Origin of the sequence: Enterorhabdus sp. P55, from assembly GCF_009911695.1 — a bacterium.
In the GTDB taxonomy this organism is placed as follows: Bacteria; Actinomycetota; Coriobacteriia; order Coriobacteriales; family Eggerthellaceae; genus Enterorhabdus.
In genome coordinates, this window is sequence record NZ_QWKK01000024.1 from 13,151 (window position 1) to 28,502 (window position 15,352).

The following is a 15,352-nucleotide window of genomic DNA, read 5'->3' on the forward strand; positions in this document are numbered from 1 at the left end:
GCGAGCCGCTAGCGCTGGTCGGCCTCGGGGGCGATGGTGGTATAGCCCGAGCCTGCCGTCGGCGCGGTATCGGCATCGACGGCATCGACGATGGTGTCGGTCATGGTCGCAGCGGTATCGGACAGCGACTCGCCGCGGGCGTGGGCGGCCTCGGCGCGGGCCGCGCGGGCCCCCTTGCGCTCGTGCATGCGGGCGCGCTGCTCGGACACGGCGGCGCCAGCCGCGTCAGAGGCGGCGTCCACGAAGTCCCTCACGGCATGGCTGCCGGACGAGGCGGTCTGGCCGAGCTGCTCGGACTCCTTGCTCGCGTAGCGCGGCTTGAAGCGGGAGCGCACGCGGTCGGTAACGGAGTTCACCAGCTCGAGCGGGGCGTTGGTGACGGTGTCCACCGTGTCGAGGGTGTTCGACACCGACTCGGTGATCTGGGTGACGTCCTCCAGGATCTGGTCCACGCGCATGATCTCCAAGTTGGCGGCGTCTACGGTGAGCGAGACGCGGTCGACGAGCGGGTCGATCTTCGCGGAGACAGGCTCGAGCGACGCGGTGATGTTCTCCACGTGCTCGATGGTGGGCTGCAGCTGCTCGGTGAGCTTGTTCACGTTGGCCACGGCCGGCTCGAGCGACGCGGTGATCTTTCCGACGCTCTCCAGCGTGGGGTCGATCTGCTGCTTGACGGACTTGACCGTCTTGCGCGCCGTGCGCACGGTCATGACCAGCTCGACGATGAACCACACCAGGGCGACGCCGACGAGCGCGTAGACGATGGGCAGGGCGATGTTGAGCAGTTCCATGTCAGCCTCCTCGTTGACTTGAAAGCTAAACTATAGCACTTCGCGGTCTTCAGAGGCCTATTCTATACAGGCCCCTCACGCTTTTACGCGCCGGGGATTCCCCCGATGCCTCCCCGTTACCTGGCAGGAAGGCCGGCGATGCACGCCGAGGGCCTCTCGCCCACCCCCCCCCGAACGCACGCGGCAACGCCTGCGGAGAAGGTGCCACGAGCGATCCCCGTTAGGCGGCCCGCCCATGCTCTCGGGCGCGGCAGGGCGACGCCCTCCCCCGGCGGACGTCGGCTCAGGATTGCGCATCGGCGCGGTCGCGGGCGGCGGCATCTGATCGATAGGCCTCCCAGCCGCGGACGCCCGGCTGGTAGAAGGCGCCGCGGGCAAGGCCGTCGGGCAGATACTGCTGCTCTACCCAGCCGGCCGGGTAACTGTGCGGGTACTTGTAGGCTCCATAGCTTTCCGATCCGGGGCGGTGGCGGTCACGCAGGTGGTCGGGCACCTTGCGCGCGGGCCCGTGGCGCACCTCCGCCAGAGCGGCGTCGATGGCAGCCTCCGCCGCATTGGACTTGGGAGCGAGCGCCAGGTAGATGGCGGCCTGCGCCAGGTTGATACGGCACTCCGGGTAGCCGATGACCTCGGCGGCGCGAAAGGCCGCCGCAGCCACGAGCAGCGCCTGGGGATCGGCGTTGCCGATGTCCTCCGATGCGGCGATGTACATGCGGCGCGCGATGAACTTCGGGTCCTCTCCCCCGTCGATCATGCGGGCGAGCCAGTAGACGGCGGCATCCGGGTCTGACCCGCGCATGGACTTGATGAACGCCGAGATGACGTCGTAGTGCATGTCCTTGTTCTTGTCGTAGGGCAGCGTCCGGTGCGGCGTGGCCGCGCGCACCATGGCCTCGGTGATGGCCACCGGCGCCTTCTGCGTGCCCGGGGGTACCATGCCCGCCGCTAGCTCAAGGGTGGTGAGCGCCGTGCGGCCGTCCCCGCCGGCCAGCAGCACGATCGCGTCACGCGCCTCGTCCTCCAGCGCGTAGAGGCCGCCGAGCCCGCGCTCGTCGGCCACGGCCCGCGCGACAAGCTCTGCGATGTCCTCGTCTGCCAGCGAGCGCAGCTCCACCACGCGTGAGCGCGAGATGAGCGCCGAGTTCACCTCGAAGAAGGGGTTCTCGGTGGTGGCGCCCACGAGCACCACCATGCGGTCTTCCACCGCATGGAGCAGGGCGTCTTGCTGGGAGCGGTTGAAGCGGTGGATCTCGTCCACGAACAAGATGGTGCGCAGCCCGCCCATGAGCAGCCGCTTCTCCGCGGCATCGATCTCGCGCCGGAGGTCTGACACCGTGCCGCCGATGGCCGACACCTCCACAAACGTGGCCCTCGTCGACTCCGCGATCACGTGCGCGAGCGAGGTCTTCCCCGTGCCAGCCGGGCCGTAGAGGATGACCGAGCTCAGCGCGTCCTGCTCGATGGCCGTGCGCAGCCAGCTGCCCGGCCCCACGGCCTCGGCCTGGCCCACCAGCTCGTCGAGCGTGCGGGGGCGCATGCGCACCGCCAGGGGAGCCACCCGGCTGCGCTCCGCGTTCTCCACTTCAGTAAACAGCGTATCCATGGCGGTCATGGTACCACGGGCCGGCGGCTAGGACGACGAGAACAAACAAATGTTTGGAATATCATTGACGATCTGCGAGGATTTGACAAACTCCTCAAAGTGTGGATGGGAAATTCACAAGATGCCCACCGGGCATTCATGGCTTATTCAAAGGGTCACGTTATACTGGGTACCAGCAAGTGCGAAGGTTCCCCTCCTACTCCACTTGCCTGCTTTGGAACGAAGCAGAAGCGGCTCCGAGGAGCCGCGTCATCCCCTCCTTTCGGCCCGGTGGAGCTCCCCTCTCCACCGGGCCACTTCTTTCTCCGGGGCCGTGGGGCGGCACATCTGCTCCCCGAGGGCCCTCCTCGCGTACCGAAGCGCGCCGCGTCGGATCCTCGGGCACCTGCGCCGCCCCACGGCCTCGACAGCGCCTCACGGGCGGCGCGGTAGCCCCTCCCCACAAGAAAACGGCCCCGCCAAGCGGGGCCGTTCTGCTTCTTAGGCATGGGCTCTGCGGTAGAGCTCGTTGTTGGTCTCGAGCCAGCTTTCCACGGTGCCGGTGTCGAAGCCATCGGCCGGGTCGACGATGAGCGCGTACATCTCCTCCTCGCGCAGCACCGCGTCAAGCGCGTCGGTCAGCTGGATCTCGCCGCCCACGCCTGGCTCCACGTCGGCCAGCAGCTCCATGACCCGCGGGCTCAGGAGGTAGCGGCCGAACACGGCCAGGTTGGACGGCGCGTCCTCGAGCGCCGGCTTCTCCACGAGCGAGTCCACCTTCCACACGTCAGCGGCCACAGCCTGGCCGGCGATGACGCCGAAGCGACTCACCTGGTCGTCGGGTACGGGCATGACGGCGATGACGCTCGCGCCGCCGTGCGCGTCGGAGACCGCCTGCATGGCCGGCAGCATCTTGTTGTCGGGTACGAGCACGTCGCCGAGCAGCACGTAGAACGGCTCGTCGCCGGTCTTCTCGGCGGCGCAGCGCACCGCGTGCCCCAAGCCGAGCGCCTCCTCCTGGTAGACGTAGCTCACGTTGTAGCCGCCCACCTTCTCCACGGCGTCGGCGTAGGCGTCCTTGCCGCGCTCGCGCAGCAGCGCCACGAGCGCCGGATCGGGGCTGAAGTGATCCTCGATGGACTTCTTCTCGCGGCTGTTGATGATGACCACCTCGTCGGCAGCCGAGGCCAGGCCCTCCTCCACCACGTACTGGATAGCCGGGCGATCCACCACGAGCAGCATCTCTTTGGGCTGGGACTTGGTGGCGGGCAAAAAGCGGGTTCCCAGACCCGCAGCAGGGATGAGCGCCTTCATCGAGCACCTTTCTCTTGAGCCTGCGCCTCAGGGGCGCGCGAAGGCGGCACGCGCGGTGCCGCCGGGATGAGGCCATGATACTACAGGGCGCCTTCGAACCCCGCCATCTGAGGCGCTTCCTGCAAATTCGGACGGTTTTGCACCCGAGATGAGCGCCGAGAAACCGCCGCCACCGGATCCAGCCAAGGCCGACCTGGGGTTTTATCCTCCGAAGCCGGCGAAAACCCCGTCTGAGCGGCCACGGGGAGTGCAAAACCGTCGAAATTTGCATTTCTGCCGCCGAATTCCTCGGAAGCAGAAGCGGCAGCGGGGGGCGGGCCTGTCCTCGGCCACGCGGCTGCGCGCCAGAGCCGCCGAATTCCCCAGGCGGCAGCAGCGCGGGCGTGAAGCGCGAGGCAGGCGAGCAGCGCGGGAGACGGGCGGGAGGCGCGGGCGAACAGCGCGGACGGCGGGCGGACAGCGCGGGCGAGCGGCTCGGGCGGACAGCGCGGGAGGGAGGCAGGAGGGCCTACTCGGCTTCCTCGGCCACACGCGCCGGGGCGACGGGGGCAACGTCGACGGTGGGAATGCGGAAGCCCACCAGGTAGAGCATGAACAGGGCGCACCCCGTGAGGATGACCCAGACCGTCGGCTTCTGCACGAGCAGCGCGCTCACGGCCATGACTCCCCACGACACCGCGAGCACGCGCACCTTCACAGAGAGCGGCATCCCGCCTGCCTGGCGGAAGGGCACCACATAGGCGCGGTAGACCTTAGACGAGCAGATCCAGCGATGGCAGCGAGGCGAGGACTTGGCGAAGAGGAGCGTCGCCAGCAGCACGAGGGGCGTGGTGGGCAGCACGGGCACGACGATGCCGATGCAGCCAACGGCGAAGCACACCCAGGCGGCGGCCATCATAAGGATGCGGACGATGCGGCTCAAGGCCTCTCCTCTCTCTCGGCGCGCCGGCCAACTCCGGCCGCCCTATCAATGTTAGCCAATGGTAACACATCGAAAGACAGCTCGCAGACAGAAAGTTTTCCTAAGGAAACAAATACTCCAGCCGCACGCTCGCGGAAGCGCAGAGAGGCGCCCGCAAGGCCACGCGCGACGAAGTGCCTACTCCCCCTTGGCGCGCTCGTCGGCCACGGCCTCCTCGAGCAGCATAAGCTGGGCCTCGGCCTTCTTAGTGCCGCGCGCAATGATGAGGAGGTAGACGAGCAGCGCCACCCACAGAAGCGCGTAGGCGGCGATGACGTAGGGGGCGGAGGGCAGGATGGTCGAGTAGATGTCAGCGAGAATGGGGTTCATGGCTCTCTCCTAGCGTTCGTCGTCGAGGGTTTCCTTGAGGGCGTCCACCCGCTGGCACAGGCGGACCTGGCGAAAGCGGGCGCGGTACAGGGCGAAGCAGACGCACAGCATCCCGAGGGCCACAAGGCCCACGCACAGCCCCATCTCGGGGCTCATGCCCCCTTCGCGCAGCACCACGGGGTGGATGGATGAGGGGATGAGACGCGTGATCATGAAGCAGATGGGCACGTCGATGGCGGCGATGACGGCCACCACGGCGGCGAAGGTGGCGCGACGCTCGGGCTCGTCGATGGAGCTGCGCAGCACGAAGTAGGCGATGACGATGAGCATGAGGATGAGGTAGGTGGTAAGCCGCGGCTCCCAGCTCCACCACACGCCCCACTCGAAGCGCGTCCACATCTCGCCGGTGACCATGGTCATCACCACGAACAGCAGGGCCAGCTCCAGCGCGATGCGCGCGCAGGTATCGAAGCGCTGGCTCTTCGTCATGAGGAAGCGCACGCTGTAGTAGGCGCCGAAGATCAGCGCCACGAACGACGTGATGGCCACGGGCATGTGGAAGTAGAAGATCTTCTGCGACAGGAGCATCTTCTGGTTGACCATGGCGTCGCCGATGAGCTCGACGCCGCCCACGGTGGCACCGCCCACCGGCGGCACGGTCAGAAACGCCATGAGGAACCCGACGGTGGTGAGCACGATGCCGGCGACGAGCGCGGCAGGCGCCACCTTGTCAGGCCATTGCCCCGCCTCAGGCAGGCGCGGGGTCTTTCCTTCTCGGGCCATGGGCCCTCCTCTCTCCTCGGCGCAGCGGGCGCGCCTACGACACCACGAAATCGTACAGCACCCAGGACGCCAGCAGCATGATCACGTCGTAGCCGGCGGCGAGCGCAAGCGAGGTCGCGAACGCCTCCTCCATGAGCACGCCCCCCACGAGCGCCGCGGTGGTGGCGGACACGCACGCGTAGAGCAGCGGGAAGACGATGGGGACGAACAGCAGGGCGAGCATCACGTCCTTGCCACGGGTGGCGGCGGTGATGGTGGACAGCAGCGTGCCGATGCCGGCGATGCCCACCGACCCGAGCACGAGCGGCACGACGATGAGCGCGGCCGTGGCAGCCGGCGCGGCGAAGGACGAGAAGAACACCCAGTACAGCGGCACGGCGATAATCTCGACGATCCCCAGGAACACGAGGTTTGACGTGGCCTTCGCCAGGAACACCACGCCGCGGTCGAGCGGTGCGAGCAAAAGCCCCTCCAGGCAGCCGTTCTCGGTCTCATGGCTGAACGAGCGGTTGAGGCCCAAAAGCGACGTGAACACGACGAGCGCCCAGAGCAGCCCGCCCGAGACCTCGAGGAAGTCGGCGCCGGGGCGCGCGAAGGAGAGCGCCACGCCGAACACGACGATGACGAGCAGCGCGTAGATGCCCATGGAGACGAGCATCTCCTTGGTGCGGAACTCCTGGCGCAAATCCTTCATGAGCAGGACGCGGTACTGCGCGAGGGCCGAGGGCGCACGGCAGGTATCCATCTAGGCCACCCCCGATCCGACGGTGGAGCGGTAGAGCGCGCGGAACTCCTCCGGGTCGAGGGCGTCTTTGGACCCGAACGACACGGCGCGGCCGCGAGCCATCACGAGCACGTGGTCGGCCAGGCGGAACCCCTTCTCCAGGTCATGGCTGACCATGACGAAGGTACGCCCGTCGCGCACGCGCCCGATGAGGTCGTCGAATATGTCGATGGCGTGGGGGTCGAGCCCCGAGTAGGGCTCGTCGAGCAGCACCACCGCCGGATCGTTCACAAGCGCCCGGGCGATGGACACGCGCTGGGTCATGCCGCGCGAGAAGGTGCGCACGCGATCGAGCCGCCGGTGCTTGAGGCCCACCGCATCCAGAAGCTCGACGACGCGGCGCTCCGGCTCGGGCACGCCGTAGAGGCGCGCGTAGAGCAGCAGGTTCTCCTCGGCCGTGAGGTCGGGGTAGAGCATGGCGTTATGCGAGATGAGGCCGATGGACGCGCGGGCGCGGTCGGGCTCCTCCTTGAGGTCGACGCCGTTGACGGCCACGCTCCCGGCGCTTGGGCGGGCGAGCGTGGCGAGCAGGCGCAAAAGGGTGGTCTTGCCGGCGCCGTTGGGGCCGAAGACCGAGAGAAACGCGCCCTGGGGCAGCTCGAAGGTGAGGTCGTCGACGGCCTTGCGCGTGCCGAATGCCTTGGTGAGCCCCTCGCAGCGGATGGCGGGCACGGCAGGCGTGCCGGGCGCCGCGCTCATCGCGCGGGATCCTCGGGCGACTCGGCGGCGGGCGCCTCCCCGAGGGCGACCGGCGCGGCATCCGCCACCGCAGGCGCCTCCTCGGCAGCGGGCGTGACCGGCGCCTTCGCGTCTTCGGCGCCCTCCGCGTCCGCGGGCTCCGCCTCTGCGACAGCCGCGGGCACGGCATCCGCCACCGCAGGCTCAGCGAGCTTCGCGGGCTCCTCGGCGGCGCCCTCCCCCTCCGCGCGGCGGACGGAGCGCTTGGCGAACAGGGCCACCAGGCCGCCCGCCATGAGCAGGCCGAAGCCCACCCACACGAGGCTGATGAGCGGGTTCACGCGCACGTCCATGGAGAACGCGCCCTCGGCGCTCATGCCGCGGTAAACGACGAAGAGATCCTCGAGCGGAAAGCCGATGACGCTCGCCACGAGCTTCTGCTGCTGGGTGGACTTCACGAGCTGCACCGACGGATCGACCGAGCCGACGTAGGTGCCATCGCGGTAGACGTCGAACGTGACGGTGTAGAGGATGTCGTCCCCGTTATCCAGCTCGGTGATGGCGTTGCCGGTGTAGACGAGCTCGAAGTCCTGGATGACGAGGGGCTCGGCCACCGCGTCGGCCTCCTCGTCGTAGGGCAGGTAGGTCACCTGCTCGGTCACGTACAGCGACGACCCGATGAGGCCCACGAGGATGATGCCCATGGCCGCGTGGCACACCGCGCCGCCGAGGGCCGGGAACCGGGTGCGCCAGGCGCCCTTGGCGCGGGCGACCACCTTGGCGGCCATGAACGCGGCGTTGAAGAACAGCAGGCTCGCCACGGCGAAGCCCACCACTGCCAGGCCGTTGTAGTACCACGCCGGGCCCTGCTCCAGCAAGCCCTCGGCGCCGGAGCCGCCGGCGGCCACGACGGCGTCGTAGCTAGGCAGCAGGTAGGTGCAGAAGTAGAACATGAGCACGGCGAACAGCGCGAGGGCGCACAGGCCCGGGACGCGGGCGCGGCGCCAGAAGGCGGCCGGGTCGGTCCGGTGCCAGCCGAGCAGCGGGCACACGGCGATGAGCGCGCAGTAGACGATGCCGAGCGGGCGGGCCACCGCGTTGTAGGTGCCGGCCGAGAGCGCCTGGCCGCCGAAGGGCAGGAAGGACGGCAGCGCGCTCGAGATGGTCAAGTAGGCCAGCAGCACCGCGAACACCACCATGATGAGGTTGTTCACGTAGTACGCGGCCTCCTTCGAGGCCATCGACTCGATGTCATCGCCCCCGGCCGTCACCGCGCCGAAGCTCTTCCGCCGCGCGATGAGCCCCACCGCGCCCGCCGCGAGCGACGCCACGATGAGCGCGAGGAACAGCACGAGCGACACCGGATCGCCCTCGAAGGCATGCACCGACTGGACGAGGCCCGATCGCGTGATGAACGTGCCCAAGATGACGAAGGCGAAGGTGACGCAGGCGCACATGACGCTCCAGCGCTTGAACGCGCCGCGCTGGCGGTACACGGTGAACGAGTGGATGAGCGCCACGCCCACGAGCCACGGCAGGAGGCTCGCGTTCTCGACCGGATCCCATCCCCAGTAGCCGCCCCAGCCGAGCACCACGTAGGCCCACACGGCGCCGAGCCCGATGCCGACGCCCAGCAAAAGCCAGGAGAACACGGCATAGGGCGTGCAGCGCACCACCCAGCGCGGCGAGTCGTCGTTCACGACGAGGGCCGCGATGGCATAGGCGAACGGCACGGTGAGACCCGCGTAGCCGATGAAGAGCGTGGGGGGATGGATGGCCATGGCCCAGTGCTCGAGGAGCGAGTTCATGCCCCAGAGGGCCGCCGCGCCCGTGAGCTGGCCGTCGGCGCCCACATAGCGCGGGTCGAGCGCCGTGAAGGGCATGTTGTCCTGCGAGAACAGAAGCACGCCCACGAAGGCCGCCAGCACGAGCTGGGCCACGAGCAGCGCCACGTCGTCGAGCGGGCGGGCATCCTTGCGGGTGCGCACGACCACCACCAGGTTGAACGCGGCGATGAGCCACGCCCAGAACAGCAGCGACCCTTGCCGGCCGGCCCACAGGCCCGCCAGGTGGAAGAGCCATCCCATCTCGCCCACGGCGTCCGAGCGGTTGCGCACCACGTACTCGATGGAGATGTCGCCGGCGAAGAAGCACCACACGAGGATGGCACAGCAGAAGGTGAGGCCGAGCGCGCCCACCACCACGGCCACGCGCCCGCCCCAAGCGAGCGTCTCGCCGCGAGAGGGATCGCGCCGTCCGAGGAAGCGGCCCACGCCCAGGCACACGAGGGAGAGCGCGCAGGAGGCAAACGCGATGAGCAGGCCCAGCAGGCCGAGAAGCGACAAGCCCATGCTAGGCCTCCAATGCGACGTCGGTGGCGATGAAGGAGCCGTCAGCATCGAGCGCGCCGGTGAGCACCACGGCCGAGCCGTCGGTCACCTCGTCGGACAGCGCGCCGTCATAGGCGACGGGCAGCGTGACGCTCAGGGCCTCGTCATCCGTGAGCCTGAAACGCACGTCCTGGCCCGCAGGGCCCAGGGTGCCCGCGCCCACCGTGCCGGACACCTTCACCACCTTGCCGTGGATGGACTCGCCATACCCCAGGAGCTGGCCCACGGTGAGCGCATCGGTGGCGCTCTCGTACTTCGAGGGGCACTTGGTCACGAGCTCGGTGGCCTCCAGCACGCCGTCGTCGCCCACCTTGCCGGTGCAGATGGCGGTCACGTCGTTGCCAAAGGTGGAGGACGCCGCGCCGCCATAGCGCACCGCCAGGTGCGTGGCCGGGTCGCCCTCGGGATCGTAGATGCTGAAGGTCAGCACGTTGTCGTCGGTGGAGAACGAGTCGGCCACCACGTTGCCCGATACCTGGACCTTCTGGCCGGGATCGGACAGCTCGGCGGCCTCGGCCACCGACACCGTCTTCGCCGCCGTGTTGCCGCCCACGAAGGCGAGCACCAGGATAAGGACGATCACGATGACGCCTGATACCGCCATGAGGCGCCTTCTCATCTTCGCGTTCATGCCCCTGCCTTTCTCTTCCCCACGCCGCGCGACCGTCGAAGGCCCGCGTGCGATGTCCCTGCGGGATGCGTGCTTCTTCTGCACAGTATCTACCATGTTGGAACGCCGTCAAAGGTGCGGTTGGCGAGAAATCCAACAGGACGGCGCAATCCCCGAAGCCATCATAGCGGCTCGCCGGGCATCGGGGCATCACCCAGCTGGTGTAGTTTGGACGGGGCGCGAGCGCGGGCGGGGGCGCGGGAATGGCCGCGGCGGGGCGGCGCGGGGGGGCGACGGAAGGCGGGTGCCACGGCAGAGGGGGGCACGTCCACGGCTTTTTCCGAACAGAAGGCGTCCGTTGCCGATTTCTGGCCATTTTACCCACGGTTTACGCGGCCCGATCGCCCGGGAATGTCCTCGCAGAGTCCGATCGCTAGCATTTGCCCAGGTCGGCAGAGTCAGCCTCCGGCCGGCCCTACCTGAAACTGCGTAAACCGTGGGTAAAATGACCAGAAATCGGCAGGAGCGCCTCGTTCGCCCACAAGGACGCACAAGCCCGCCGACGCGCGGACTGGCTCCGCCTACGAGACCGAGCGAGCCCGCCTGCGGGAGGGGCGAAGGGGCGGGGCGTGACGCCGAGGCAGCGTAGCACGGCCGAGGACGCTATGCCGGGATCAGGGCGCGGCGCCGGAGCGAGGCGCGCTAAGGCGGCACGACGCCAGAAGGCGGGGCGTTGCGCCAGAAAAGCGCAGCGCAGCTGGGGGCGCAGCGCCGGGATCAGAACGCGGCGGCGGGCGGCGACATTGCGCCATGAGGTCGCTCGCGCCCCAGGCCAGGTGCTGAATCGCACAGGAGGAGGGCAAGACGCGGCGGGCGGCGAAATCGCAAGGTGCAGAACCGGGGCAACTCCCCACCGCACGGCGCGCGGCCCAAGACGCGCATTCGCCCCACGGGGCGTGGCAAGGTTGCGGGAGTCCCCAAGGGTGCCCGGCGAAATTCTGGCCATTTTTCCCATGGTTTACGCTGCATGATCGTCCGGAAAGGCCCCTGTGAAGCCCAGACGTCGGCATAGGCCCAGGTCAACGGATTCAGCCTTTGGCAGGTTCCATCCGAGTCAGCGTAAAACGCAGCGAAAATGGCCAGAATCCGCCAGAGCACCCCCTGTCGCACCGCAAGACGCGCGCATCCACCCCACAGGGCGCGGCAGAACGGCACGCCCTAGGCGAGGGCGGCGTACTCCTCGTCGGAGACGGGCTCGAGCCATTCGGTGGACGCGGCCTCCCCCGGTACCTCCACGGCCAGGTGCGAGAACCAGCTGTCGGGCGCGGCGCCATGCCAGTGTCTCACGCCGGCAGGAATGTTCACGCAGTCACCGGGGCGCATCTCCACGGCCGGCTCGCCCTCGAACTGGCAGTAGCCGCGGCCGCCCACGCAGATGAGGATCTGCCCGCCACCCGCTTCCGCGTGATGGACGTGCCAGTTGTTGCGGCAGCCCGGCTCGAAGGTGACGTTGGCGATGAACACCTGGTCGGTGGACACGGGCGCCAGGAAGCTACGCCCCGAGAAGTAGGCAGCGTAGGCGTCGTTGGGCTTGCCCAGCGGAAAGGCGGTGGCGGCGGCGAAGGCCGCGGCGTCGGCGATGCAGTTGCTCTCCATGATGTCTCCTGACTCTCGGGGTGGCTCTCGGACGCACGTCCGCCCCGCATCATAGAGCTTGGAGTTAGCTTTAAGTCAATTGAGGGCGCCTCGCGCACCGGCGGGACGCCCCCCAAGACGACCGGTAATGGGCCCGCCCCCTACGAGTGCTTGTGGATGCCGCCGTCCACCATGTAGGACTGGCCAGTGAAGTAGCTGCCCTCATCGCTGGCGAGGAACACGATGAGCGGCGCGCAGTCCTCCTCGGTGGTGCCGATGCGACCGAGCGGCGTCTTCGATTCCAGGCTCTTCAGCGCTGCCGGCTGGGTCTCGCGGAAGAAGTCCGTGGCGATGATGGGCAGAAACACGTTGGCCGTGATGCCGTACTGCCCCCACTCGCTGGCTGCCGTGCGCGTGATGGCGCGGATGGCCTCCTTGGCCATGCCGTAGGCGCCAAAGCCCGCGTTGCCGTCGTAGCCGGCTGCCGAGGCGGTGTTGATGATGCGCCCGCGGCCGCTCTCCTTCAGGTAGGGGAAGCATTCCTTCATGAACATCAGCGTGGCCAAAGCCCCGCTCCCAAAGGCCTCCAGGGCGTAGGCCTCGTCGATGTCGTTGATCTCGCGGTACTGCATGGCGCCCTGGGCGCAGTTCACGAGGATGTCGATGCCGCCGAAGCGCTCGGCGCACTGGGCCACCACGTTTCTGATCTGGCCGACGTCGGTCACGTCGCAGGCCACGGGCAGCACCTCGCCGCCGAAGGCCTCGACCTCCGCCTGGAGCTCCTCGAGCTTCTCGAGACGGCGGGCGCAAGCGCAGATCTTCGCGCCGTTCTGGGCGAGCACCTTGGCCACGCCGCGGCCCACGCCCGAGCTCGCACCGGTGACGATAGCCACCCGTCCTTCAAGCTTCTTCATCCTTCGACTCCCCTCTGCTCGGAACTCACTGGTGCCCGCAGCCGACCGGCGCGACACGGCACGCGCCTCCGCAGATCGGGCGGGACACCAGTATAGGTCAGCCGGAGGCTGCCGCCGATGCGGCCACCGGCGCGGCCGGGGCGGGCGGGGCAAGGAGGCGGGGTACGGGGGCACGGGGCTCTGCGCAGACGGCCCGGCTGAAGCCAGGATCGCCCGGACCGGCCGTCTGTTCGCGCACGTCACGGCCCCGCAGCCGGACGACGGCGCGCCCGCGGTGGCCAAGGGCCGCGCGGCGACGCGGAAGCCGGCCGGGCCTGTCAATGCAGGGCAGCCATGCCGCTCGACGACGTGCGGCTCATGCAGCGAGGACGAGCCGCCGCCGGGCGCACGGGCCGCGGCGCCCATCGGCGTGTCCCTGGGGCCCGGCGCCCGCCGGTGCCCCTGGGGCCCTGCGCTCGCCGGCGCGCGCCCAAGGGGCTCGGCAGCCCCCTCGTCGCGCGTCCCGAGCCGTCGGGCCCCCGTCGATGCGTGACGGAGCCTGACGACGGCCCTCCCCTACTGATATTTGTAGAAGCCCTCGCCGGCGTTGATGCCGGTCTTGCCCTCGTCGATGCGCGCCTTGAGCAGCGCGGCGATGCGGGCGGCGGTACTGCCGGGCTCTTGGGCGGCCGGGCTGGCGGCCACGATGTTGTAGGCCGTCACAAGGCCCACGATGTCGAGGATGCGGAAGGGGCCGAGCGGCGCGCCGGTGCCGAGCATCCACGCCTTGTCGATGGTCTCCACGTCGGCCACGTCGTTGGCCAGAAGCGCCTCGGCGGCGTTGAGGAACGGCACGAGCATGCTGTTGAGCAGGTAGCCCGGCTGCTCCTTCTTGAGCTCGAGCGGGATCATGCCGATGGCGCGGGCGAAGGCGACCACGGCCTCGTAGGCCGCGGGGCTGGTCTCGGCGGTGCCCATGACCTCGGCAGTGTTGTTCTTCCAGATGTTGTTGGCGAAGTGCAGGGCCAGGAAGCGGTCCGGCCGTCCCGTGAAGCCCATCAGGGCGCTGGGGAGCAGCGTGGAGGAGTTGGTGCACAGGATGGCCCGATCGGGCAGCATGTCGGCGATGGAGGAATAGAAGGCCTCCTTCTCGTCGATGACCTCGGCGATGGCCTCGATGACCAGGTCGGCGCCGCCGAAGGCCTGGGCCTTGTCGGTGGTGAGCACGAGGGAGTCGAAGGCCTCGTCCACCTTGGCGATGAGCGCGTCTATCTGGTCGGCCGGCACGTCGGGCGAATCGGCAAGGCCGCGGCAGAAGGCGGACGGGTCGGTCTTGAGGGCCTCGAGGGTCTGCTTGTAGATGCCGCGCAGGCGCTCGAGCTTGGGGCGGGTGCGCTCGATGGAGCCCTCGCTGCGCAGCCACAAGGTGACGGCGAAGCCCTTATAGGCGCTCTGCAGCGCGATCTGGCTGCCGAGGACACCGCCCCCGGCCACGGTGACGTTCTGGATGTCCATGGGAACCTCCTGACGGTGGCGGGAGGACGCGCCTCCCGGATTGGCGGACCGGATCATTCTACGGGACAGGCAGGCCCCTCCCGCGAGGCGGCGAGCCAAGTGGTTCTGTTCCGTCACGGGACGCCCACGAAGCCTGCGCAGAAGCCGGGCGGAGGCCCGAGGCGCAGGCGCGGGACGAGAGGCGCGCGGGGCGGGGCGCGGGCAGGCGAGCCCGCGCGCGTCCGGGGCGCCGCGAGAACGAACGGGGCGGGAAATCGGGGGGGGTCGGAAGCGTTCGCGGCCATTTCGTCGAGTGTTCCGAAGACGGCGCGATCCCTGGACGGCACGCTCGCAACGCTTCCTCAGGTCGCGTTTTCTCACCGGCGAGGCGCGGGAGGAAATCGCGTCCGAAAGGGGCCTGAAGCCTCGGAAGACTCGACGAAATGGCCGCGAACGCTGATCCGGGCGGGCGCGGGCCTTACAATGGGAGACGAGGCGCGGCACGACGGCGCGCCGGCCCGGCAGGATGCGACGGCGAGGAGGCCCATGGACGCGGTTGACCCCATACCCGGCGAGGACTGGCGCGAGACGTGGCCCGCGTCGGACGGCGCACCCGGCGGCGTGCGGTTCCTGGCCTTCAACACGGTGGCGGAGATCGCGGCCTACGGACCGGGCGACGCGGTGGCCGCCGCGCTCGACGAGGCCGTGGCGCTCTGCCGCGTCTACGAGCGGCTGCTCTCGCGCACGCTGCCCCACTCCGACGTCGCGCGGCTCAACGACGCCGGCGGTGTGGCCGTGGAGGTGGACGCGCGCACCTTCGCCCTGATGGAGGCCGCGCTCGGCTACTGCGCCGCGAGCGAGGGCGCCTTCGACGTCACCGTGGGGCCGGCCGTGCGCCTGTGGGACTTCCACGCCGGCGTGGAGCCCGAACCGGCCGCCCTGGCCGAGGCGGTGCGCCACGTCGACTGGCGCGCCCTCGAACTCTGGCACGCAGAGGCGGCGGAGACGCGGCGCGCCAGCGGACGCGGCAGAGGCGCGGCAGAGGCGGATGCCGCCGGCGAGACGGGCGCGCGAGCGCGCGGCGCGGGTGCGGGCGCGACCCCGACG

General features: G+C 69.2%; 14 protein-coding genes. 1 reads left to right on the forward strand and 13 read right to left on the reverse strand.

The genetic code is table 11. The features are described 5' to 3' along the window. Positions 1–8: 8 nt before the first annotated feature. From D1643_RS04105 to D1643_RS04165, 13 genes are all read right to left on the reverse strand, one after another. Positions 9–791 carry a DUF948 domain-containing protein gene (locus D1643_RS04105; protein WP_160708919.1) on the reverse strand — a complete coding sequence of 261 codons (783 nt, stop codon included), beginning with the start codon at positions 789–791 and terminating at the stop codon, positions 9–11. 283 nt (positions 792–1,074) lie between these two features. After that, positions 1,075–2,394 (reverse strand): replication-associated recombination protein A, encoded by a 1,320-nt coding sequence (locus D1643_RS04110; protein WP_160708945.1) that lies wholly within the window; start codon positions 2,392–2,394, stop codon positions 1,075–1,077. Positions 2,395–2,874: 480 nt separating this feature from the next. Beyond that, positions 2,875–3,687, reverse strand: a complete 813-nt coding sequence (locus D1643_RS04115; protein ID WP_160708921.1) for a UTP--glucose-1-phosphate uridylyltransferase — start codon at positions 3,685–3,687, stop codon at positions 2,875–2,877. Positions 3,688–4,195: 508 nt separating this feature from the next. Further along, entirely contained in the window at positions 4,196–4,609 is a 414-nt protein-coding gene (locus tag D1643_RS04120) for a YbaN family protein (protein ID WP_160708923.1), read from the reverse strand. A 177-nt stretch (positions 4,610–4,786) separates the two neighbouring features. Further along, positions 4,787–4,978, reverse strand: coding sequence for a hypothetical protein (locus tag D1643_RS04125; protein WP_160708925.1), 192 nt, complete (start codon positions 4,976–4,978; stop codon positions 4,787–4,789). Positions 4,979–4,987: 9 nt separating this feature from the next. Continuing rightward, entirely contained in the window at positions 4,988–5,761 is a 774-nt protein-coding gene (gene ccsA, locus D1643_RS04130; protein WP_160708927.1) for a cytochrome c biogenesis protein, read from the reverse strand. A gap of 34 nt (positions 5,762–5,795) precedes the next feature. Then, positions 5,796–6,506 carry a heme exporter protein CcmB gene (locus D1643_RS04135; RefSeq protein WP_160708929.1) on the reverse strand — a complete coding sequence of 237 codons (711 nt, stop codon included), beginning with the start codon at positions 6,504–6,506 and terminating at the stop codon, positions 5,796–5,798. Further along, entirely contained in the window at positions 6,507–7,244 is a 738-nt protein-coding gene (locus tag D1643_RS04140) for an ABC transporter ATP-binding protein (RefSeq protein WP_160708931.1), read from the reverse strand. It lies immediately after the preceding gene. Continuing rightward, on the reverse strand, positions 7,241–9,568 hold the full coding sequence (locus tag D1643_RS04145; protein WP_160708947.1) for a heme lyase CcmF/NrfE family subunit: 2,328 nt from the start codon (positions 9,566–9,568) through the stop codon (positions 7,241–7,243). The genes D1643_RS04140 and D1643_RS04145 overlap by 4 nt, the downstream gene beginning before the upstream one ends. A 7-nt stretch (positions 9,569–9,575) precedes the next feature. After that, entirely contained in the window at positions 9,576–10,217 is a 642-nt protein-coding gene (locus D1643_RS04150; protein WP_236643366.1) for a cytochrome c maturation protein CcmE, read from the reverse strand. A 1,224-nt stretch (positions 10,218–11,441) separates the two neighbouring features. Further along, a complete protein-coding gene (locus tag D1643_RS04155; RefSeq protein WP_160708935.1) occupies positions 11,442–11,879 on the reverse strand; it encodes a cupin domain-containing protein in 438 nt (145 codons plus the stop codon). A gap of 140 nt (positions 11,880–12,019) precedes the next feature. Beyond that, complete coding sequence (locus D1643_RS04160) at positions 12,020–12,772, reverse strand: SDR family NAD(P)-dependent oxidoreductase (protein WP_160708937.1); 753 nt, start codon at positions 12,770–12,772, stop codon at positions 12,020–12,022. Positions 12,773–13,327: 555 nt separating this feature from the next. Further along, complete coding sequence (locus D1643_RS04165) at positions 13,328–14,266, reverse strand: 3-hydroxyacyl-CoA dehydrogenase (protein WP_160708939.1); 939 nt, start codon at positions 14,264–14,266, stop codon at positions 13,328–13,330. Positions 14,267–14,791: 525 nt separating this feature from the next. On the opposite strand from D1643_RS04165, the gene D1643_RS04170 reads away from it, so the two are divergent. Then, positions 14,792–15,352 (forward strand): FAD:protein FMN transferase (locus tag D1643_RS04170; RefSeq protein ID WP_160708941.1); only part of this gene is annotated, 561 nt, incomplete at its 3' end.

Bases quoted from the DNA above. Each gene is read 5' to 3' on its own strand.
- D1643_RS04150 (WP_236643366.1), bottom strand. From the start codon at position 10,217: ATGGCGGTATCAGGCGTCATCGTGATCGTCCTTATCCTGGTGCTCGCC.
- D1643_RS04125 (WP_160708925.1), bottom strand. From the start codon at position 4,978: ATGAACCCCATTCTCGCTGACATCTACTCGACCATCCTGCCCTCCGCC.
- ccsA (WP_160708927.1), bottom strand. From the start codon at position 5,761: ATGGCCCGAGAAGGAAAGACCCCGCGCCTGCCTGAGGCGGGGCAATGG.
- D1643_RS04110 (WP_160708945.1), bottom strand. From the start codon at position 2,394: ATGGATACGCTGTTTACTGAAGTGGAGAACGCGGAGCGCAGCCGGGTG.
- D1643_RS04105 (WP_160708919.1), bottom strand. From the start codon at position 791: ATGGAACTGCTCAACATCGCCCTGCCCATCGTCTACGCGCTCGTCGGC.
- D1643_RS04155 (WP_160708935.1), bottom strand. From the start codon at position 11,879: ATGGAGAGCAACTGCATCGCCGACGCCGCGGCCTTCGCCGCCGCCACC.
- D1643_RS04140 (WP_160708931.1), bottom strand. From the start codon at position 7,244: ATGAGCGCGGCGCCCGGCACGCCTGCCGTGCCCGCCATCCGCTGCGAG.
- D1643_RS04160 (WP_160708937.1), bottom strand. From the start codon at position 12,772: ATGAAGAAGCTTGAAGGACGGGTGGCTATCGTCACCGGTGCGAGCTCG.
- D1643_RS04115 (WP_160708921.1), bottom strand. From the start codon at position 3,687: ATGAAGGCGCTCATCCCTGCTGCGGGTCTGGGAACCCGCTTTTTGCCC.
- D1643_RS04165 (WP_160708939.1), bottom strand. From the start codon at position 14,266: ATGGACATCCAGAACGTCACCGTGGCCGGGGGCGGTGTCCTCGGCAGC.
- D1643_RS04135 (WP_160708929.1), bottom strand. From the start codon at position 6,506: ATGGATACCTGCCGTGCGCCCTCGGCCCTCGCGCAGTACCGCGTCCTG.